The organism is Sphingomonas sp. S-NIH.Pt3_0716 (assembly GCF_003950715.1).
Taxonomy (GTDB): Bacteria; Pseudomonadota; Alphaproteobacteria; order Sphingomonadales; family Sphingomonadaceae; genus Sphingobium; species Sphingobium yanoikuyae_A.
Genome location: NZ_QLJK01000025.1, coordinates 64,931 through 84,162 on the forward strand (window position 1 = coordinate 64,931; position 19,232 = coordinate 84,162).

Here is a 19,232-nt window from a genome sequence, read left to right on the forward strand (position 1 = left end):
GCGGAGGACGGGCGGATGGAGGCGCGCTGACAAGCAGCGCGCTGCGTGGCGGGCGTCAGGCCCTAGATTTCAGATGGATGGCACATCGTTTCATTCCCCGTTTCGTTGGGGGGAACACGAAGCTGGCGTCGTCGCCCAGGCATCGTGCGCTTTAGCTGTTGGTGACGCGGAGCAAGCTGCATCCCGATCAAAAGCCGCGGGTCCGATGCCGATGTCGTCATCGGGGCGGGGACCAGTCCGCTCCGTTTCAGGCAATCTCTACTTATAAGATAGAGTGTCTGGCTCAACCAAGTTTTGCTTGGCCGTGCCCAAATTGCGCTGTGCCGGTCCATCCGCCCGTTCGAGCATGGCGTCGCGCCGGGCGAGGGTGATGAGGCGCAGGCCCGATTCGGCGGCACGATCGAGCGCGAGGCTGGTGGGGGCGGAGAGGGTGACGAGCAGCGGGCAGGCGGCGAGCGCGGCCTTTTCCACCAGTTCATAGGAACAGCGCGAGGAGAGGAGGGCGAAGCCACCATCCCAGCCGAGACCGGCGCGGGCCATGGCGCCGATCAGCTTGTCGAAGGCGTTGTGGCGGCCGACATCCTCGCGCGCGAGGCGGAGCGTGCCGTCAGGCGCGGCGAGGGCGGCGGCGTGGAGCGCGCCGGTGCGCTGATTGCCCGGCTGGCGCGCGTCGAGCGCATCGAGGGCGCGGAACAGGGCATCGTCGCTGGCCTGGGTGACGGCGGTGACGCGTGGCAGCGGGCGCAGCGCCTGTTCCAGATTCTCTATACCGCACAGGCCGCAGGAGGATTCGGCGACGCGGTGGCGGACGCGCGCGAGGATGCGGTCATGGCGGTCGGCGATCAGGCGGATGCGCAGCAACAGGCCCTGGGGCGCTTCGTGAATGTCGATGTCGATGATGTCGGCGGCACTATCGATCAGCCGTTCGGACAAGGCGAAGCCGGTGGCGAGATCGTCGAGATCGGCCGGGGTCGCCATCAGCACGGCATAGCCGATGCCATTATATTCGAGCGCGACCGGGCATTCGACCGCGACCGCGCGGGTGACGGACGCGCGGCCGCCGTCCGGGGTGATCCGGGTGAAGCGGACGGGCCGGTCGGCGTCGCTCATCGGGCGGCGCGCACCGTGACGGGAATCGACTTGTAGGCGGGGGTGCCGCTGGCCGGATCATAATCGTCGAGCGGGACGAGATTGTTCGCCTCGGGATAATAAGCGGCGAGCGATCCGCGCGCGATGGCGTGCATGACGATGGTGAAGCCGCGCAATTCGCGCCCGGCCGGCGTGGTCACATCGACCCTGTCGCCATGGGCCAGGCCCATCTCCGCCAGATCGATCTCGTTCGCGAAGATGATGTCGCGCCGGCCATGGATGCCGCGATAGCGATCATCATAGCTGTAGATGGTCGTATTATACTGATCATGGCTGCGAATGGTGGTGAGCAGCAGCGGCAGCGCGCCCTCGTCCGGGGCGACCGGGTGGGTGATGAACTGCGCCTTGCCGCTGGGCGTGTTCCAGATCCGGTCGCTGGGGCCGATCGTCAGGCGGAAGCCGCCGGGCTCGCGCACCCGGATGTTGAAGTCGCGGAAATCGGGATAGACCGCCTCGATCCCGTCGCGGATGCGGTCATAATCGGCGACCATGCCGTCCCAGTCGGTGCGGCTGGCGGGCATGGCGGCCTTGGCCAGGCCGGCAACGATCGCCGGTTCGGAGCGGACATGGGGCGAGGGGGGCTTCAATTTGCCGCGCGAGGCGTGGACCATCGACATGCTGTCTTCCACCGTCACCCATTGCGGGCCGGCGGCCTGCATATCCAGTTCGGTGCGGCCAAGGCAGGGCAGGATCAGTGTCTCGCGCGCGGTCAGCAGGCAGGTGCGGTTGAACTTGGTGAGGATGTTGACCGACAGGTCGAGCCGACGCACGGCGGCGAAGCAGGCGTCGGGATCGGGCATGGCGACGGCGAGATTGCCGCCAAGCGAAATCAGCGCTTTCGAGTCCCCGGCGTGCATGGCGGCCAGTGCCTCGACCGCATTATGGCCATGCTTGCGCGGCGACTGGATGGAAAAGGCGGTGTCGAGCCGTTGCAGCATCGCTTCGGTCGGCAGTTCGGTGATGCCGACGGTGCGATCGCCCTGCACATTGCTATGGCCGCGCAACGGGCAGATGCCGGCACCCGGCTTGCCGAAATTGCCGCGCAGCAGCAGCAGGTTGGCCAACGCCTGCACATTTTGCGTGCCGTGGCGATGCTGGGTGATGCCCATGCCATAGCAGATGATGACCCGGTCGGCCCTGGCATAGACATGGGTCATGCTCTCGATCGCTTCGCGGGTGAGGCCGGACAGGCGCTCGATCCACGGCCATTGGGTGGCCTCGATATCGGCGCGCAGGGCGTCGAAGCCCTCGGTATGCTGGGCGATGAACTCGTGGTCGAGCGTGCCGGGCTGCTGCGCCTCGATCGCCAGCAGCGCCTTCATCATCCCCTTGAGCATCGCCATGTCGCCGCCGATCCGCACCTGATGATAGGCGGACGCGAGCGGGGTGGCGCCGGGCGAGAGCATTTCGGTGGGATGCTGGGGCGACTTGAAGCGCTCCAGCCCGCGTTCGCGCATCGGGTTGGCGACGATGATCGGCACGCCGCGCTTGGAGGCGGCGGCGAGCGTGCTCAGCATGCGGGGATGGTTGGTGCCCGGATTATGGCCGATGCAGAAGATCGCGTCGGCATGGTCGAAATCCTCCAGCGTCACCGTGCCCTTGCCGATGCCGATCGACTTGGGGAGGCCGGTGCTGGTCGCCTCGTGACACATGTTCGAGCAGTCGGGGAAATTGTTGGTGCCGAACTCGCGGGCGAACAACTGATAGAGGAAGGCGGATTCGTTCGACGCGCGGCCCGAGCAGTAGAATTCGGCCTGGTCGGCATGGTCGAGCGCCTGGAGCGCGGCGCCGGCGCGGGCGAAGGCCTCGTCCCAGCTGATCGGCACGAAATGGTCGGTGGCGGCATCATAGCGCAGCGGTTCGGTCAGGCGGCCGGCATCCTCCAGCTTATGGTCGGTCCATGTCCATAATTCGCTGACGCTGTGGCGGGCGAAGAAATCGGGATCGACGCGCTTGACCGTCGCTTCCCAGGTGACGGCCTTGGCGCCATTTTCGCAGAATTCGAACGAAGAGGTGTGCTTGGGATCGGGCCAGGCGCAACCGGGACAGTCGAAGCCGTCGGGCTGGTTCATCTGGAGCAGGGCGCGGGTGTCGGGACTGGCGCGCATCTGTTCGGCGACCGTCTTTGCCACCGCGCGCAGCGCGCCCCAGCCACCGGCCGGGCCGTCATAGCTGGAGACGCCTTCCACCGTGTCGGGGATCAGGTCTTCGGCGGATTTGTCCATGGTCGTCTGTCCCACATCATCGCGGTGCCCCGCGTGAGATATAGGAAAATTCGGCTGGAGAACCAAGGCCGGGCAGGCAGGATGGGTGGTGCCCGAAGGGGCTGTCATCATCATCTGCAGCTATCGGGAAAGTGATGGTGCGGTCGAGAAGACTCGAACTTCCACGGCCTTTCGGCCACAACGACCTCAACGTTGCGCGTCTACCAATTCCGCCACGACCGCACATCAACAGGGAAACCGGCGGGGCCGGTGCCTTGGTAGGAGGCGGCCCTTAGCAAAGGCTTTTGGGTCATGCAACCAGTGATCGGCATCAACGTTATCTTTGTTTGGCAGAAAATCGGTTGCGAAAGGGGGCTGGCCCCATGTCGTTGCATTTCTGGGTGGGATCGGGCGGCGCGCTGGTGGCCGCCGCCGTGATGGGCCTGGGCCTGGGCGCCTATGTCACCAGCCCGCAAAAGCCGGTGCGGCCTGCGCTGGAGGCGGAATTGGATAGCGGCGACATGGGGGCGGTGCCGAATTCGCCGGAGGCCGAGCGCGGACCGGCGTTCGTGACCTGCACCGGATGCGGACCGACCTTGGAGGAACGGCGGATGAAAGCCGACATGGCGGGGCTGGATGCCGATGGCATGATCGGCGAATCGCGCGATCCTGCAGTGCGCGACTATCTGGCGCAGGAGGAACAGCCGGTCGAATCGGCGGCGCTGGGTGACCCGCCGCTGCCGCAGCCGACGGTGCGGGTGGATCGCCTGCCGCCGCGGATCGAGCGATTCGCGGCGGGCGAGGCGGAACCGGGACCGGCGCTGAGGCCGGTCGCGGCGACGACGGCGCCGCCCCCGCCCCCGCCGGTCCCCGCAGAACCGGCAGAGGCGGGCTTGCCGCAGTAATTATTCGGCAGCGACCGGGGTCGATGCGTCGCTCAGCGGATGGGCCAGGCGATTGACCATTTCCTTCGGGCAGACCTGCCAGATGTACCGGCGCCAGCGATCCCAATCCTCCAGGATGGTGTTCGACCATTTGCTGTCGGTCGCGACCGCATGTTCGGCGATCAGCGCCTTGAGCTCGCCTTCCCAATGGGCACTGTCCAGACGCTGCCAGACGATGCTTTCCGGGTTGGCGCGGCTCGGGAAGCTGCCATCCTCGTCGAGGATGAAGGCCATGCCGCCGGTCATGCCCGCGCCGAAATTGGCGCCGGTCTTGCCCAGGATCACGGCGGTGCCGCCGGTCATATATTCGCAGCCATTGGCGCCGCAGCCTTCGACCACCACCTTCGCGCCCGAATTGCGGACCGCGAAGCGCTCGCCGGCCTGGCCCGCCGCGAACAGCTTGCCGCTGGTCGCGCCGTAGAGGACGGTGTTGCCAAGGATGGTGTTGTCCTTCGACGACAGCGGCGAGGAGACGGTGGTGCGCACCTTGATGATGCCGCCCGAAAGCCCCTTGCCGACATAGTCGTTGGCGTCGCCGAACACTTCCAGGGTGATGCCCTTGCAGAGGAAGGCGCCGAGCGACTGGCCGGCCGAACCGCGCAGGCGCACGGTCAGATGGCCGTCCGCCAGCGTCGACATGCCGAACTTTTCGGTCACGGCCGAGGAGAGGCGGGTGCCGACGGCGCGGTGCGTGTTGCGCACCGTGTAGGTCAGCTGCATCTTCTCGCCGCGCTCGAACACGGCGCGGGCATCCTTCATCATCTGCGCGTCGAGGCTGTCGGGCACTTCATTGCGCCACTGGGGCAGGCTGAAGCGGCGATGCTCGTCGGGTGCGTCGACCTTGGCCAGGATCGGGTTGAGATCGAGATCGTCGAGATGCTCGGCGCCGCGATTGACCTGCTTCAACAGTTCGGTGCGACCGATCACCTCGTCCAGGCTGCGGAAGCCCAGGCGGGCCAGGATCTCGCGCACTTCCTCGGCGATGAAGGTCATCAGGTTGATGACCTTTTCCGGGGTGCCGGTGAACTTCTGGCGCAGCTTCTCATCCTGCACGCAGACGCCCACGGGGCAGGTGTTGCTGTGGCACTGACGCACCATGATGCAGCCCATGGCGACCAGCGACAACGTGCCGATGCCGAACTCCTCGGCGCCCAGGATCGCGGCGATGACGATGTCGCGCCCGGTCTTGAGGCCGCCATCGGTGCGCAGCTTCACGCGGTGGCGCAGGCCGTTGAGGGTCAGCACCTGATTGGCTTCCGACAGCCCCATTTCCCAGGGGGTGCCGGCATATTTGATCGAGGTTTGCGGGCTGGCGCCGGTGCCGCCGACATGGCCGGCGACCAGGATGACGTCGGCATGCGCTTTCGCCACGCCCGCCGCGACCGTGCCGATGCCGGCCTGGCTGACCAGCTTGACGCAGACGCGGGCGCGCGGGTTGATCATCTTGCAGTCATAGATGAGCTGCGCGAGATCCTCGATTGAGTAGATGTCATGGTGCGGCGGCGGCGAGATCAGCGTCACGCCGGGCGTCGAGTGACGCAGGCGGGCGATGAATTCGGTCACCTTGAAACCGGGCAGCTGGCCGCCCTCGCCGGGCTTGGCGCCCTGTGCGACCTTGATCTCGATTTCCTCGGCCGATCCCAGATATTCGGCATGGACGCCGAAGCGGCCCGACGCGATCTGCTTGATCACCGAATTGGCATTGTCGCCATTCTCATAGGGCTTGAAGCGCGCGGCGTCCTCGCCACCCTCGCCCGACACAGCCTTGGCGCCGATGCGGTTCATGGCGATCGCCAGCGTCTCATGCGCTTCGGGGCTGAGCGCGCCCAGCGACATGCCCGGCGTCACGAAGCGCTTGCGGATCTCGGTGGTGGCTTCCACCTCGTCGATCGGCACTGCCTCGCGGGCGAAGTTGAACTCCATCAGGTCGCGCAGATAGACCGGCGGCAGGTCGCGCACGCCGCGCGAGAATTGCAGATAGGTCGAATAGCTGTCGGTGCCGACGGCGGTCTGCAGCAGGTGCATCAGCTGGGCGGAATAGGCATGAGCCTCGCCGCCGTTGCGCTGGCGATAGAAGCCGCCGATCGGCAGGCGGACGACCGCGCTGTCATAGGCCTTGTCGTGGCGCAGCATCGCCGAATAGTGGAGCGAGGCATAGCCTTCGCCCGAAATCTTCGCCGGCATGCCGGGGAAGAGATCGTTGACCAGGGCGCGCGACAGGCCGACCGCTTCGAAATTATAGCCGCCACGATAGGAGCTGACGACCGCGATGCCCATCTTGGACATGATCTTGAGCAGACCCTCGTTGATCGCGGTGCGCTGACGCTCGAAACACTGGTCGAGGGTCAGGTCGCCGAACAGGCCACGGGCGTGGCGATCGGCGATGCTGGCTTCGGCCAGATAGGCGTTCACCGTGGTTGCGCCGACGCCAATCAGCACCGCGAAATAATGGGTGTCGAGCGCTTCGGCCGACCGCACGTTGATCGACGCATAGCTGCGCAGGCCCTTGCGGACGAGATGGGTGTGGACGGCCGCGGCCGCCAGCACGCCCTGGATCGCGACCCGGTCCTGCCCGGCGCGCTCGTCGGTCAGGAACAGTTCGCTGCGTCCTTCGCGCACCGCCTGCTCGGCTTCCTCACGGATGCGGGCGATCGCCGCGCGCAGCTGTTCCTGGCCGCCGGTCGAGGGGAAGGTGCAGTCGATTTCGGCCACGGCCGGGCCGAAATAGGCCTTGAGCCGCGCCCATTCCGCGCTGTTGAGCACCGGCGATTCCAGCACCAGCACATGGCTGTTCTGCGCATCTTCCTCCAGGATGTTGTGGAGGTTGGAGAAGCGCGTCTTGAGGCTCATCACATGCCGTTCGCGCAACGGGTCGATCGGCGGGTTGGTGACCTGGCTGAAATTCTGGCGGAAGAAATGGCTGATGGTGCGCGGCTTGTCGGAGATGACCGCCAGCGGCGTGTCATCACCCATCGAGCCGATCGCTTCCTTGGCATCCTCCACCATCGGCGCGAGGATCAGTTCCATATCCTCCAGCGTCATGTTGGCCGCGACCTGACGACGGGTCAGTTCCGCCTTGTCCCATGCCGGCAGGGCGCTGGGGACGTCGGGCAGGTCGGTGATGTCGAGGAAGTCCTTGATCAGATCGCCATAGGGGCGCTCGCCCGCGATGCGATCCTTGATCGCGCGGTCGTCATAGACTTCGCCTTCCTGCAGATCGATCGCGATCATCTGGCCCGGACCCATGCGGCCCTTCTGGACGATGGTGGTTTCGGGCACGACGACCATGCCGGTTTCCGAACCCACGATCAGCAGATTGTCGCCGGTCAGCGTGTAGCGCAGCGGGCGCAACGCGTTGCGGTCGACGCCGGCCACGACCCAGCGGCCGTCGGTCATCGCGAGTGCGGCCGGGCCATCCCACGGCTCCATCACGGAGGCGAGATATTCATACATGTCGGCATGCGCCTTGGGCAGCTCGGCGCTTTCCGCCTGCCATGCCTCGGGCACCAGCATCAGCTTGGCCGTGGGCGCGTCGCGGCCGGAGCGGCAGATCGCTTCGAACACGGCGTCCAGTGCGGCGGTATCCGACGCGCCGGCCGGGATCACCGGCTTGATGTCCTCCGACTGCTCGCCGAAGGCCAGCGAAGCCATCTTGATCTCGTGGCTCTTCATCCAGTTCTTGTTGCCGCGGATCGTGTTGATCTCGCCATTATGGGCGAGGGTGCGGAACGGCTGGGCCAGCCACCATTGCGGGAAGGTGTTGGTCGAATAGCGCTGGTGGAAGATGGCGACACGGCTCTCGAACCGTTCGTCCTGCAGGTCCGGATAGAAGACCGACAGCGATTCGGCGAGGAACAGGCCCTTGTAGATGATCGAGCGGCACGACAGCGAGCAGACGTAGAAATCGCTGATCTGCGCTTCGATCACCTTCTTCTCGATGCGGCGGCGGATCAGGTAGAGATCCTTCTCGAACTCGCCGACGTCGCGTTCTTCCGGCATCGGGCCGGCGATCATGATCTGCTCGATCTCGGGACGGGTGCGCTGCGCCTTCTCGCCGATGACGGAGACGTCGACCGGCACCTGGCGCCAGCCATAGATGGTGTAGCCCGCGTCGATGATCTCGGCCTCGACGATGGTGCGGCAGGTTTCCTGCGCGCTGAGGTCGGTGCGCGGCAGGAAGATCATGCCGACGGCGAGGCGGTTGGGCAGCGGCTTGTGGCCCGAATCGGCGATCGCATCGTCGAAGAAGCGGACCGGCAGGTCGACATGGATGCCCGCGCCATCGCCGGTCTTGCCATCGGCGTCGACCGCGCCGCGGTGCCACACGGCTTTCAGCGCATCGATCGCGGAAGAAACGACGCGGCGGCTGGGCCGGCCGTCGGTCGCGGCGACCAGGCCGACGCCGCAGGCATCGCCCTCCATCTCGGGATGATACATGCCCTCGGCAGCGATGCGTGCGCGCTCTTCGGGGCTGGCCATGAAATTGGTGTCGGTCATGATGACTTACCCTTGCATCTGGCCGTCCCCTTCTTGGGGCACGGCTGCCTTCATTCTGTTGGTGCCGGCGTGCCGGCGTCGATCGTCAGTTTGCCTTTTGCGTGTCCGCCCCGAGCAATGCGGTGAGGCGGTCGCGTTCGGCCTTGGTCAGGTCTTTATAGGTGCGCGGCTTGGGCAGCTTGGCGAGTTCGGCCTGGGAGGATTGCATGATCTCCGGCATGGCCTTCATCATGTCGGGCATGATCTTCTGCATGCGGCCGATATAATGGGGGTCGGTTGCCAGCTGCATGAAGCCCTCGCCGAACTTGGCGCCGGTCGGCGTCTTCAGGAAGGCGGCGATCTGATCCAGCTCGGTGGCATTGTAGCGATAGGCAAAAGCCTCCGCCATGCCGGCGCGCATGTCCGGTTCGTAACGGCCCATGAAGCGGCCCATGGCGGGCATCATGGTGTTGACGATCACGTCCATCCGCTTGCGGAAATTGGGATCGAGGATCGCCATCATTTCCTCCATCGTGCCTTCGCCCAGACCTTCGGCCCGTTCGGGGTCGATGCCGCCGACTTTCAGGAACTCGCGGATGGGCATCTTGGTCATGCTGTCCATCATCGGGCCCATCATCTTCTGCATCATCGGGCCCATCATCTTTTCCATCGTGCCGTCGGGCAGGATGAGGGCGGCGATCGGCTGCGCCTTGGCGAGCAGCGCCGGATCGACCGGCTGCTCGGCGGCTACAGGCGCCACCGGCGTCTGCGCCTGCACGGCGACCGGGGCCGTCAGCAGCAACAGGGATAGGAAGGCGAGGCGCATCAGGCGGCAACCTTCTCGCTGGCGGCGGCGACGGCCTTGGCCTTGAGATATTTGTGCATATGGTCGGTCACGTCGCGGCCATCGCGGATGGCCCAGACCACCAGCGATGCGCCGCGCACGATGTCGCCGGCGGCGAAGACGCCGTCCATGCTGGTCATCATCGTCTTGTGATCGACGCGCAGCGTGCCCCAGCGGGTGACCGACAGGTCGTCGGCACCGAACAGGCGGGGCAGGTCTTCGGGATCATAGCCCAGCGCCTTGATGACCAGATCGGCTTCCAGCGTATGTTCGCTGCCCGGATCGGGCTCGGGCGCGCGGCGGCCCGACGCATCGGGCGAACCCAGGCGCATCTTGGTGACCTTTACGCCGGTGACATGCTCCGTGCCCTCGAAGGCGATCGGCGCGGTCAGCCAGACGAACTCGACGCCTTCCTCCTCGGCATTGGCGACTTCGCGCTGCGAGCCGGGCATATTGTCGCGGTCGCGGCGATAGAGGCACTTCACCGACTTGGCGCCCTGGCGGATGGCGGTGCGGACGCAGTCCATCGCGGTGTCGCCGCCGCCGATCACGACGACATTCTTGCCGGTGGCAAGCAGGGTGCCATCCTCATGGCCGGGCACGGCATCGCCGAAGCCGGCCTTGTTGGAGGCGGTGAGATAGTCGAGCGCCTTGACCACGCCCGGTGCGCCGACGCCCGGCGCCTTGATGTCGCGGGCCTTGTAGACGCCGGTGGCGATCAGGATCGCGTCATGCTTGGCGCGCAGCTGTTCCATGCTGGCGTCGCGGCCGACCTCGAACCCTTCGTGGAAGATGATGCCGCCATCCTTGAGCCGCTGGACGCGGCGCATGACGACGTCCTTTTCCAGCTTGAAGCCGGGGATGCCATAGGTCAGCAGGCCGCCGGCGCGGTCGTGCCGGTCATAGACATGCACTTCATAGCCCGCGACGCGTAGATATTCGGCGGTGGTGAGGCCGGCAGGGCCGGCGCCGATGACGCCGACCGACTGGCCGCGCGCGGCGCCGGGGACGAGCGGTTCGACCCAGCCTTCCTTCCAGGCGGTGTCGGTGATGAACTTTTCCACCGAGCCGATGGTGACCGATCCGTGGCCGGAAAATTCGATCACGCAATTGCCTTCGCACAGACGGTCCTGCGGGCAGATGCGGCCGCAGATTTCCGGCATGGTGCTGGTCAGGTTCGACAGCTCATAGGCTTCGCGCAACCGGCCTTCGGCGGTCAGGCGCAGCCAGTCGGGGATATGATTGTGCAGCGGGCAATGGGTCGAGCAATAGGGCACGCCGCATTGCGAGCAGCGCGACGCCTGTTCCTCGGCCTTGTCCAGAATGAAGGACTTGCTGATTTCCAGAAAGTCCTCGGCGCGCGCATCAGCGCCGCGCTTTTCCGGATAGGCCTGTTCCTTGCCCACGAACTTCAGCATCGGATTTTCAGCCATGGCATTTCCCTGCAACGATTGTTTGCAGTGCGCATAGCAGGAAAACCCGCGGAGTCACGCGGATTCTGGCATTTGGGTCAGCTAAGTTGACCTATTATCTGGCGGTTTCGGAAGAGACTGTCGCGGCGCTGTAATTATCTTTCAAATATTAGGTCCGTATCGGCCCTATATCAGGCTGAGCCAGACCAGCGCGCCGATGCCGGCAATGATTCGATACCAGGCAAAGGGTGCGAAGCCATGGCGCGACACCAGGCCGACGAACCATTTGATCACCAGCAGCGCGACGATGAAGGATACGATGAAGCCGAGCGCGATGCTGTCCCAGCCGACCTGGGCGCTGGTGAGCTGGTCGCCCTTTTTGAGCAGTTCCAGCGTCGAGGCGCCGAGCATGGTCGGGATGGCGAGGAAGAAGCTGAATTCCGCGGCGGTGCGGCGTTCGACGCCCAGGGTCAGTGCGCCCATGATGGTCGCACCCGAGCGGCTGACGCCCGGCACCATGGCGAGGCACTGGATGAAGCCGATGCCGATGACGCGGACCAGCGGAATGTCGGCGATGCCGTGGAATCGCTGTTCCCTGATGAGGCGTTCGATCACCAGGATGGCGACGCCGCCGACCACCAGCGCGACGGCGACCACGCGGGGCGATCCGAGCAGCGTGTCGATATAGTCGTGCAGGGCAAGGCCGATGACGACGGCGGGGATGAAGGCGACCAGCAGGTTGCGCACGAAGCGGATGCTGACCGGGTCGAGGCGGAGCAGGCCCATGGCCACCGCCCAGAAGGTGCGCCAGTAGAGGACGACGACGGCAAGGATGGCACCGAGCTGGATCATGACGTTGAACATCGCCCAGACCGACGCATCATAGCCGAGCAGCTCGCTCGCCAGGATGAGGTGGCCGGTCGAGGACACGGGGAGAAATTCGGTCAATCCCTCCACGATGCCGAGCAGGATGACCGTCAGATAATGCATGTCCATGGGGATGTCGGATCCTCAAGCAGGGGGCGCATAAGCCAAGCCCTCCCCCCGCGAAGGGAGAGGGCCGGGCAATGCCTATATGTCAGGGATGCACCATGCCGCAGTGCAGCGAAAAGGCAAAGCGGCATGGCCACGGCCGGTCGTGGCCGATCATCGGCCCGTCGAGCCGATGGCGGGAATGGATCAGGCCTTCACGCGGCCGGCGAAGCGGCCATGCTTGCGATAGGGGACCATCCAGCGTTCGGCGACGGCGGCCATCGGCGTGGGCGCGACGCCCAGCGCCTCAAGGCCCGGCGCGCCGGGCGCGGCGACATTGTCCTGGCCCAGCATGGCGAGCTGGTCGCGGGTGATCGGGCCGCCGGGCAGCATCGCCAGCAGCGAGGCGAAAGCACCGGGCACTTCGACCAGCGGCTTGTCGCCACGGCCGATTGCCTTGGCGACCCAGGCGTTGATTTCCTTCATGCTCATGATCTGCGGGCCGGTGAGTTCGAAGGTCTTGCCGCCAAAGGCGCCGGGCTGCTTCGCCGCGTTGGCGATCGCCTCGGCAACGTCGCCGACATAGACGGGCTGGAATTTGGTGGCGGCGCCGATCACCGGCACGACCGGGCCGCTGCTGGCGACGCCGGCGAAGCGGTTGAGGAACTGGTCCTCCTGGCCGAAGATGATCGACGGGCGCATGATGGTCGCGGTCGGGAAGGCGGCCAGCACGGCGGCTTCGCCTGCGGCCTTGGACCGGCCATAGGCCGAAGGGCTGTTGGCGTCGGCGCCGATCGCCGAGACATGGACCAGCGCGGTGACGCCGGCGGCGGCCGCCGCCTTGGCGACATTGGCGGCGCCCTCATGCTGGACCGCGTCGAAATCGCCGCTGAGGATGCCGACCAGGTTGATGACGATGTCGCTGCCGTGCAGGGCGCGGGCGACGGTGTCGGGCTTGCGGATATTGGCCGCGACGAACTGGGTCTGGCCCAGATTGCCGAGCGCCTTCACCTTGACCGAATTGGCGAGGTCGCGCTGGGCGATGCGCACGCGCGCGCCGCGTGCCATCAGCGCCTGGGCGACCTGGCGCCCGAGAAAGCCGCCGCCGCCGAAGATGGTTACCAGATTGTCCTTCATCACGCGCGTCCCATGCTGTTCGAAAAGGGGAAAGTTCGTGCCGTTTCCCTTGCAACTTCCGCCGCCCGCTGACAACCGCCCGCCGGCGGCGGTGTTCCGATTTCTGGAGCGTTTTCTAGTCGGGTGATATCACCCGATGACTCGGAAAACGCGACCAGCCAATCAGCCGATCCAGCCCTGCAGTCCGGCGATCATCCAAAGGCCCAAGAGAAGGAAGAGCAGGGCCGCACCGATCTGCAGCGCGCGCATCGGCACGCGCTTCGCCAGCGCCTCGCCGAACAGCACGGCCGGGACATTGGCCAGCATCATGCCGCAGGTGGTGCCGGCGGTGACGGCAAGCAGATTGTCGAACTGCGCGCCCAGCGCCACGGTCGCGACCTGGGTCTTGTCGCCCATCTCGACCAGGAAGAAGGCGACCAGCGTGGTCACGAACACGCCGGCCTTCGACGGGGCCTTCAGCGGCGCATCCTCATCGATCTTGTCGGGCACCAGCGTCCAGAGCGCCATGGCGATGAAGCTGCCCGCCACGGCATAGCGGAACCAGGGCTGGGTCAGCACCCCGGCGATCGAATGGCCGGCCAGCGCGGCGAGGAAATGATTGGCGATGGTGGCGACGAAGATGCCCAGGATGATCGGCACCGGCTTGCGAAAGCGGGTGGCGAGCAGCATGGCCAGCAACTGCGTCTTGTCGCCCATTTCGGCGAGCGCGACGAGGGCGGTGGAGGTGAGGAAGGCTTCCATGAAGAACGTCCGGGCCGGGCTCTGACAAAAGACACAATGCCACCGTCTTCCCCGCCCGGCCGGACTGGGAAGCCGATGCCATTGGTCTCGCCCGATGCGGCTGATACCGCATCCCATATGCCATGGCCTCTCGGCCAAATATGTTGACATATGGCCCGTCCCGTCAGCGGAACGGCTGGCTACTCCCCAGATGACGCGCTAGCCTGTAGTCGGACAGGCCGCGAAAGGCAAGCCGATGGCGACGGGCGAGAACAAGACCATGGAGACGGCGGCGGATGTCGCCGCCTATCTCGACACGGTCGAACCGGCCGAGCGGCAGGCGGATGGTCGGATCGTCGCGGCGTTGATGGCGCGGCTGTCGGGCGAGCCGCCGCGGCTATGGGGGCCGAGCATCATTGGCTTTGGCCGCTATCATTATCGCTATGACAGCGGGCGCGAGGGCGACATGTGACGGATCGGCTTTGCGCCGCGCAAGGCGGAGCTGGTCTTCTATCTCGCCGGTCTAGACGACGCCGATTTCATGGCATTGGGCAAGCATCGGCGCGGCAAGGGCTGCCTCTATGTCAAGCGGCTGGCCGATATCGACATGGGCGCGCTGGAGGCGCTGATCGTGCAGAGCCTGGCGCATATGGACGGGCTCTATCCGCGTTAGGAAAAGCGCTCAGGGCGTGCTGCTGCTCTGCTGCATCCGCCGTTCGGCGAACCATTGCTGCAACATCTGGGCGGTGCAGCCGGTGAAGCCGTTGCTGCCGATGGCGGAGCAGCTGTTGGGCAGGATCTGGCGCTGGGTCTGTTCCATCGTCGCGACCTGGCTGCCCCAGCCGGGGCCACCCACCTCTTCGGGCTTTTCGCGCAGCTTCTTGGGGATGCGATAGCGTTCGGATTCGGGCTTGCGGGCGCAGACCACGATTTCCTCGCCCTGGCCGGTCGGGCAGGGGTCATCGCCATAGACGATGAGGTTGAAGATCTTCTGCGGCGGATCATCCTGGGCGACGGCCGGCGCGGCGGGCAGGGCGAGCGCGGCCAGGCCGGCGATCAGCAGGGGGCGGGGGAGACGCATCATCAATTCCTTCATTCGCCCCGGTTGCACCCCGTTCGTCCCGCGCTGCACTGGCGCGGGATCGATATGAACAGACGCCGCAGGACGCCCCATGCCGTCACGGCCGGGGCGGGACTTCCTGTTCCTGCGCCTTCTTGGCATCGGCGTCGGCCTTTTCCTCGGCCAGAACGCGCTTTTCGATCGCTTCGCTGTCGGCGTCGATGGTCGACAGGCGCCTGGCGCGCTCGGCTTCGACCAGATCCTTCCAGCTGGCATTGTCGGCCTGCTGCCGTTCCGCCTTGGCGAGGCGCGACAGCTTGGCGAAGCAGCCGGTGGCGCCGCCGCCGCCGACCGGCGAGCAGCTTTCGGTGCCGTCGCGGCCGACATATTCCATCGACTTCACCCGCTCGCCCCAGGCCTGGTTGCTGGGCTTGTTGGGGTCGCCGCGCAGCGGCTCGGGAATGCGGTAACGTTCCTCCTCGCCCTTGCGGGCGCACACAACGATGCCGTCGCCCTGGCTCTGGGGACAGGCATCATCGCCATAGACGATGACCAGATTGACCTTTTCGGAGCCGGTGCTGGTGGCGGCCGTGGGGGCGCTATCCTGCTGCGCGAACGCGGGGGCGGCGGTGCCCAGCATCAGGCCGGCGGCCAGAGCGATCAACGGGGTCTTCATCATCGGTCCGTCCCTTGTTCAGATGCGCTTCGAGAGCGCGATGGCGGCGCGGCAACCCAGGCGGATCGCGCCGGACAGCAGCGGATAGGCCGGGGCCTGTTCCGCGCCATGGGCGATGGCGGCGTCGCGATGCTCGACCTCCTCCGCCTGGAAATCCTTGATCAGGGCAGAGAGTTCCGGATCATCCTCGCCCAGTTGCTGCAACTGTTCTTCATAATGAAGGTCGATCTCGGTCTCGATCGCGGCGGTGCAGGCCATGGCGGCCTTCGGCCCCATCGCGGCGGTCACGGCGCCCAGCGCGAAGCCGGCGACATTCCAGATCGGATGGATCGCGGTCGGCCGTACGCCGCGTTTGGCGATCAGCGCGTCGAAAGCGGCGCGATGGCGTTCCTCCTGCGCGGCCATGCCGGCGATCAGCCGGCCATAGGGATGGCGATCGCCCATCACCGCAAGCTGCCCGGCATAGATGCGCACCGCGCCGAATTCGCCGGCCTGGTCGACGCGCACCATGGAGGCGCGATCGACCTTGTTCGTGCGACGGCCCGGCCGGGGGAAATCCTTGGTGGCGCTCATGCCTTCCTCGCTTTCAGCAGCAGGGCCAAGATGGCGAGCGCGGCCGCGCCCGACAAGAGGCCGTTATAGCCTGCCAGCGAAATGCCGAAGAGGCTCCAGGGCGCGACATCGCAGCGGGTGATCGGCGTCGCCATGATCTGGCTCAAAATATCGGCGCTGCTGCCGCCGGTCGGCGTGGTCGAGCAGGCGGTCAGCCCTTCCCACCAGCCATATTCGACCCCGGCATGGAACAGGCCGATGGCGCCGCTGATGCCGATGGCGATGCCGGCGAAACCGGCGAACAGGCCGCTCATGCAGGCGCGGCCGCGCAGCGCATAGGCGACCAGCGCCAGCGGGATCGCCGCCATATGGGGATAACGCTGCCACCAGCACATTTCGCACGGATGCAGCCCGCCCAAATACTGGGAAGCATAGGCCGTGCCCAGCGCGATCACGGGCACGAGCAGGGCAAGCAGGCGGGCGCGGCCCAAGGCGGGGGACAAGCTGTTCATATCGCCCGCTTAAACCCTTGTCCGCCTTTCGTCATGCTGAACTTGCCCGTCCGGTCATCCGAACGGGCACTATTCATTTCGCGCCGGGCTTGCGCGCAGCGGCCTGCTGCGCCTGGGCGATGGTGGCGCCCGGCGTGCCGGCGAGGCGGGAAATGGTCTTGAGCGCATAATCGAGCTGGAAGTCCTCGATCCCCTTCTTCTTCAGCTCCTCCGCGGTCTGGGCGAAGCGCGGATCTTCCTTGCTGTCCTCTTCCAGCGCGGCGTCGTCGGTCTTGATCTCGTTGATCAGGTGGCGGCGCAGGTCGCTTTCGCGGAACTTGGGGCGATCCTTGTAATCCGGGTCGCTGAGCTGCGGCACCTTGATGTCCGGCTGGATGCCGCCTTCCTGCACGCTGCGGCCCGAAGGCGTGAAGTAGCGCGCGGTGGTGAGCTTGAGCGCGGTGGTGTTCGACAGCGGCAACATGGTCTGGACCGAGCCCTTGCCGAAGCTGCGTTCGCCCATGATGAGCGCGCGATGCTGGTCCTGCAGCGCGCCGGCGACGATTTCGGAGGCCGAGGCGGAGCCCGCATCGACCAGCACGATCACCGGCAGGCCCTTCGCGTCATCGCCGGGCTTGGCATAATAGCGTTCGACATCGCCCTTGTTGCGGCCGCGCTGCGACACGATCTCGCCGCGTTCCAGGAAGACGTCGCTGGTCGACACCGCTTCGTCCAGCAGGCCGCCGGGGTTGGAGCGCAGGTCGAGGATATAGCCGGTCGGCTTGTGGCCCAGGCTCTTGTCGATGCTGCGGATCGCCGAGCGGACATCGGCGCCGGTATTGGCCGAGAAGCTGACGATGTTGATGACGCCGATATTGTTCTTCACTTCCCACTTCACCGGCTTGATCTCGATGATCTCGCGGGTGAGGGTCAGGTCGATCGGCTTGTCGCGGCCGGTGCGCACGATGGTCAGCTTGATGCTGGTGCCCGGTGCGCCGCGCATCTTGTCCACCGCCTCGTCCAGCGTGCCGCCATAGATGAGCTGGCCGTCAATATGGGTGATATAGTCGCCCGCCTTGATCCCGGCGCGCCAGGCCGGCGTGTCCTGGGTCGGGGCGATCACCTTGACCGCGCCATCCTCCTGCGTGACCGACAGGCCAAGGCCGCCATAGCTGCCCTCGGTCTGGGTGCGCAGATTCTGGAAATCGCGCGCGTCGAGGAAGCTGCTGTGGGGATCGAGGCTGGCAAGCATGCCGTCGATCGCGCCCTTGATCAGCTTTTCGTCGTCGACCTTCTCGACATAGTCGCTGCGGACCTTCTGGAAGACGTCCATGAATTCGTCGAGCGCCTTGTAGCTCGATGCCTCGCCATCGGCGAGCGCCGCGGTGGTGGCGGGGATGAGCGCAAGCGCGCCGAGCGCGACCGCGCCCTGCAGGAAGGTGGATTTCATGGCTGTCCTTGGAGTCCGCATCAAGGGATCGATATACGTCGATTCGCTATCCAACGCAAAAGCGCGCTTCGACCAATGTTGCCTGGCGTCGATGAGCGTGGGGTTAATGGGGGTGATTATTGCCTTATCCGGCGAGACCCTTGATCATAAGGCTGATCTTGGACTCCAGCCGTTGCCGCGCCGCATGTATCGTTTTGCAACGTTCGATGGCTTCGTTTTCGTCGAGCACCAACGTCTCGCGCACGGCTTTGCCGCCTCGTAATGCCTGTACGCGCAAGGTGACGTGCCATCGGCCTTTGTGATCGACGGTGACGGTCTGCGTGCCATGGCACAAGGTCGCGCGCAGCGTTTCAAAGGCGATGAACTCGTCCAGGGCCTTGGATAGTGCCTTGCCTTCGACGGCGAATGGGCCGCCGGTGCCGATGGCCTTGGCCAAGGCAGCAAATCGCTGGCCGACAAGATGGGGTAGATTGACGCCCTTACCTCTGGTCGGGACATTGGAAAGCTGGATCAACGCTTCGGTCACGACCGCCTCGGCGCGGGCGAACTCTTCGATCATCCGTCCCCGCCAAGCACTGGCACTCTGCCACAGGTCGGGCCAGATCTCATGTACAGGCAAGGGCAAAGGCGTATGGGCGTTCACCCGAGCAGGCGTAAGCAGCAAGTCTTGCGATTGCGTTAGCCCAGTCCCACCAGCGGTACGATGTCCACCGGGCGGCCGTTGCGGCGCAGTTCGATCGTCACTGTCGGGCGGCCCTGGGCGGCGGTGAGGCCGACCGGGTCGCCCTGGCGCACACTCTCGCCGACCTGGGCGGTGACGCGGTGCAGGCCGGTGATCAGCGTGGTCCAGCCCTGGCCATGGTCGATGATGAGGATCTGGCCATAGCCGCGATAGGGGCCGGCAAAGGCGATGCGGCCGGCGGTCGGCGCGACTGCCTGGGCGCCGGCCTGGGTCACCTCCACCGGCCCCCATCGCGTGTCCCCCCACGCGCCCATCCACCACCGACAACCGGTACGAGCCCCTCCGCACTGCCGCAACCCCCCCCCCACACCCCACCGACGGCCGCGCCCCCGGCGCAGCACCCGGCTCCACCCCCCCCGCGCCCAGGGACACACGACTGACAGTACCGAACACAGCGACGAAC

15 protein-coding genes, 1 tRNA gene, 2 pseudogenes and 1 riboswitch are annotated in these 19,232 nt (G+C 65.9%); of the genes and pseudogenes, 2 read left to right on the plus strand and 16 right to left on the minus strand.

Annotation, left to right across the window (positions count from 1 at the left end; translation table 11 throughout):
- Positions 1-258: 258 nt before the first annotated feature.
- The 3 genes from fdhD to BRX37_RS19185 all read right to left on the minus strand — a co-directional run bounded on the left by fdhD (position 259) and on the right by BRX37_RS19185 (position 3,596).
- Positions 259-1,110 (minus strand): formate dehydrogenase accessory sulfurtransferase FdhD, encoded by an 852-nt coding sequence (gene fdhD, locus BRX37_RS19175; RefSeq protein WP_125988751.1) that lies wholly within the window; start codon positions 1,108-1,110, stop codon positions 259-261.
- Positions 1,107-3,374, minus strand: a complete 2,268-nt coding sequence (locus BRX37_RS19180) for an FdhF/YdeP family oxidoreductase (protein ID WP_125988753.1) — start codon at positions 3,372-3,374, stop codon at positions 1,107-1,109. The genes fdhD and BRX37_RS19180 overlap by 4 nt, the downstream gene beginning before the upstream one ends.
- A 135-nt stretch (positions 3,375-3,509) precedes the next feature.
- A tRNA-Leu gene (locus tag BRX37_RS19185) sits at positions 3,510-3,596 on the minus strand.
- Positions 3,597-3,736: 140 nt separating this feature from the next.
- Here BRX37_RS19185 and BRX37_RS19190 point away from each other — a divergent pair.
- Positions 3,737-4,258, plus strand: coding sequence for a hypothetical protein (locus BRX37_RS19190; protein WP_125988755.1), 522 nt, complete (start codon positions 3,737-3,739; stop codon positions 4,256-4,258).
- On the opposite strand, the gene gltB is transcribed toward BRX37_RS19190, so the two are convergent.
- The 6 genes from gltB to BRX37_RS19220 all read right to left on the minus strand — a co-directional run bounded on the left by gltB (position 4,259) and on the right by BRX37_RS19220 (position 13,879).
- Positions 4,259-8,794: a glutamate synthase large subunit gene (gltB, locus tag BRX37_RS19195; protein WP_004209810.1), complete on the minus strand. Its 4,536-nt coding sequence runs from the start codon at positions 8,792-8,794 to the stop codon at positions 4,259-4,261.
- Positions 8,795-8,879: 85 nt separating this feature from the next.
- Positions 8,880-9,599, minus strand: a complete 720-nt coding sequence (locus BRX37_RS19200; protein WP_125988757.1) for a DUF2059 domain-containing protein — start codon at positions 9,597-9,599, stop codon at positions 8,880-8,882.
- A complete protein-coding gene (locus tag BRX37_RS19205; RefSeq protein ID WP_004209812.1) occupies positions 9,599-11,050 on the minus strand; it encodes an NAD(P)-dependent oxidoreductase in 1,452 nt (483 codons plus the stop codon). Before BRX37_RS19205 ends, BRX37_RS19200 begins: the two co-directional genes overlap by 1 nt.
- A gap of 165 nt (positions 11,051-11,215) precedes the next feature.
- Positions 11,216-12,025 (minus strand): undecaprenyl-diphosphate phosphatase, encoded by an 810-nt coding sequence (locus BRX37_RS19210; RefSeq protein WP_125988759.1) that lies wholly within the window; start codon positions 12,023-12,025, stop codon positions 11,216-11,218.
- 183 nt (positions 12,026-12,208) lie between these two features.
- The gene (locus tag BRX37_RS19215; RefSeq protein ID WP_125988761.1) at positions 12,209-13,138 is read right to left on the minus strand and encodes a complex I NDUFA9 subunit family protein; all 930 of its coding nucleotides are present in this window, start codon (positions 13,136-13,138) and stop codon (positions 12,209-12,211) included.
- A 162-nt stretch (positions 13,139-13,300) separates the two neighbouring features.
- The gene (locus BRX37_RS19220) at positions 13,301-13,879 is read right to left on the minus strand and encodes a TMEM165/GDT1 family protein (protein ID WP_125988763.1); all 579 of its coding nucleotides are present in this window, start codon (positions 13,877-13,879) and stop codon (positions 13,301-13,303) included.
- A gap of 93 nt (positions 13,880-13,972) precedes the next feature.
- Positions 13,973-14,080, minus strand: a riboswitch (yybP-ykoY riboswitch).
- Positions 14,081-14,114: 34 nt separating this feature from the next.
- On the opposite strand from BRX37_RS19220, the pseudogene BRX37_RS19225 reads away from it, so the two are divergent.
- Positions 14,115-14,531, plus strand: a pseudogene (locus tag BRX37_RS19225) (DUF1801 domain-containing protein).
- A 9-nt stretch (positions 14,532-14,540) separates the two neighbouring features.
- Here BRX37_RS19225 and BRX37_RS19230 read toward each other — a convergent pair.
- The 7 genes and pseudogenes from BRX37_RS19230 to BRX37_RS19260 form a co-directional block, all read right to left on the minus strand.
- Positions 14,541-14,939 (minus strand): hypothetical protein, encoded by a 399-nt coding sequence (locus tag BRX37_RS19230; RefSeq protein ID WP_004209832.1) that lies wholly within the window; start codon positions 14,937-14,939, stop codon positions 14,541-14,543.
- Between the two features lie 97 nt (positions 14,940-15,036).
- On the minus strand, positions 15,037-15,597 hold the full coding sequence (locus BRX37_RS19235; protein ID WP_125988765.1) for a hypothetical protein: 561 nt from the start codon (positions 15,595-15,597) through the stop codon (positions 15,037-15,039).
- Between the two features lie 15 nt (positions 15,598-15,612).
- Positions 15,613-16,167: a demethoxyubiquinone hydroxylase family protein gene (locus BRX37_RS19240; RefSeq protein WP_010336966.1), complete on the minus strand. Its 555-nt coding sequence runs from the start codon at positions 16,165-16,167 to the stop codon at positions 15,613-15,615.
- Positions 16,164-16,658, minus strand: a complete 495-nt coding sequence (locus tag BRX37_RS19245; protein ID WP_010336967.1) for a disulfide bond formation protein B — start codon at positions 16,656-16,658, stop codon at positions 16,164-16,166. The genes BRX37_RS19240 and BRX37_RS19245 overlap by 4 nt, the downstream gene beginning before the upstream one ends.
- Positions 16,659-16,731: 73 nt before the next feature.
- A complete protein-coding gene (locus BRX37_RS19250; protein ID WP_004209836.1) occupies positions 16,732-18,087 on the minus strand; it encodes a S41 family peptidase in 1,356 nt (451 codons plus the stop codon).
- Between the two features lie 124 nt (positions 18,088-18,211).
- On the minus strand, positions 18,212-18,646 hold the full coding sequence (locus BRX37_RS19255; protein WP_125988767.1) for a hypothetical protein: 435 nt from the start codon (positions 18,644-18,646) through the stop codon (positions 18,212-18,214).
- Between the two features lie 119 nt (positions 18,647-18,765).
- A pseudogene (locus tag BRX37_RS19260) lies at positions 18,766-19,044 on the minus strand (murein hydrolase activator EnvC family protein); the annotation flags it as partial.
- Positions 19,045-19,232 lie beyond the last annotated feature (188 nt).

What these genes read in the sequence shown, in the direction of transcription:
- fdhD (WP_125988751.1), bottom strand. Translation starts at nt 1,110, where the DNA reads ATGAGCGACGCCGACCGGCCCGTCCGCTTCACCCGGATCACCCCGGAC.
- BRX37_RS19180 (WP_125988753.1), bottom strand. Translation starts at nt 3,374, where the DNA reads ATGGACAAATCCGCCGAAGACCTGATCCCCGACACGGTGGAAGGCGTC.
- BRX37_RS19190 (WP_125988755.1), top strand. Translation starts at nt 3,737, where the DNA reads ATGTCGTTGCATTTCTGGGTGGGATCGGGCGGCGCGCTGGTGGCCGCC.
- gltB (WP_004209810.1), bottom strand. Translation starts at nt 8,794, where the DNA reads ATGACCGACACCAATTTCATGGCCAGCCCCGAAGAGCGCGCACGCATC.
- BRX37_RS19200 (WP_125988757.1), bottom strand. Translation starts at nt 9,599, where the DNA reads ATGCGCCTCGCCTTCCTATCCCTGTTGCTGCTGACGGCCCCGGTCGCC.
- BRX37_RS19205 (WP_004209812.1), bottom strand. Translation starts at nt 11,050, where the DNA reads ATGGCTGAAAATCCGATGCTGAAGTTCGTGGGCAAGGAACAGGCCTAT.
- BRX37_RS19210 (WP_125988759.1), bottom strand. Translation starts at nt 12,025, where the DNA reads ATGGACATGCATTATCTGACGGTCATCCTGCTCGGCATCGTGGAGGGA.
- BRX37_RS19215 (WP_125988761.1), bottom strand. Translation starts at nt 13,138, where the DNA reads ATGAAGGACAATCTGGTAACCATCTTCGGCGGCGGCGGCTTTCTCGGG.
- BRX37_RS19220 (WP_125988763.1), bottom strand. Translation starts at nt 13,879, where the DNA reads ATGGAAGCCTTCCTCACCTCCACCGCCCTCGTCGCGCTCGCCGAAATG.
- BRX37_RS19230 (WP_004209832.1), bottom strand. Translation starts at nt 14,939, where the DNA reads ATGCGTCTCCCCCGCCCCCTGCTGATCGCCGGCCTGGCCGCGCTCGCC.
- BRX37_RS19235 (WP_125988765.1), bottom strand. Translation starts at nt 15,597, where the DNA reads ATGATGAAGACCCCGTTGATCGCTCTGGCCGCCGGCCTGATGCTGGGC.
- BRX37_RS19240 (WP_010336966.1), bottom strand. Translation starts at nt 16,167, where the DNA reads ATGAGCGCCACCAAGGATTTCCCCCGGCCGGGCCGTCGCACGAACAAG.
- BRX37_RS19245 (WP_010336967.1), bottom strand. Translation starts at nt 16,658, where the DNA reads ATGAACAGCTTGTCCCCCGCCTTGGGCCGCGCCCGCCTGCTTGCCCTG.
- BRX37_RS19250 (WP_004209836.1), bottom strand. Translation starts at nt 18,087, where the DNA reads ATGAAATCCACCTTCCTGCAGGGCGCGGTCGCGCTCGGCGCGCTTGCG.
- BRX37_RS19255 (WP_125988767.1), bottom strand. Translation starts at nt 18,646, where the DNA reads ATGATCGAAGAGTTCGCCCGCGCCGAGGCGGTCGTGACCGAAGCGTTG.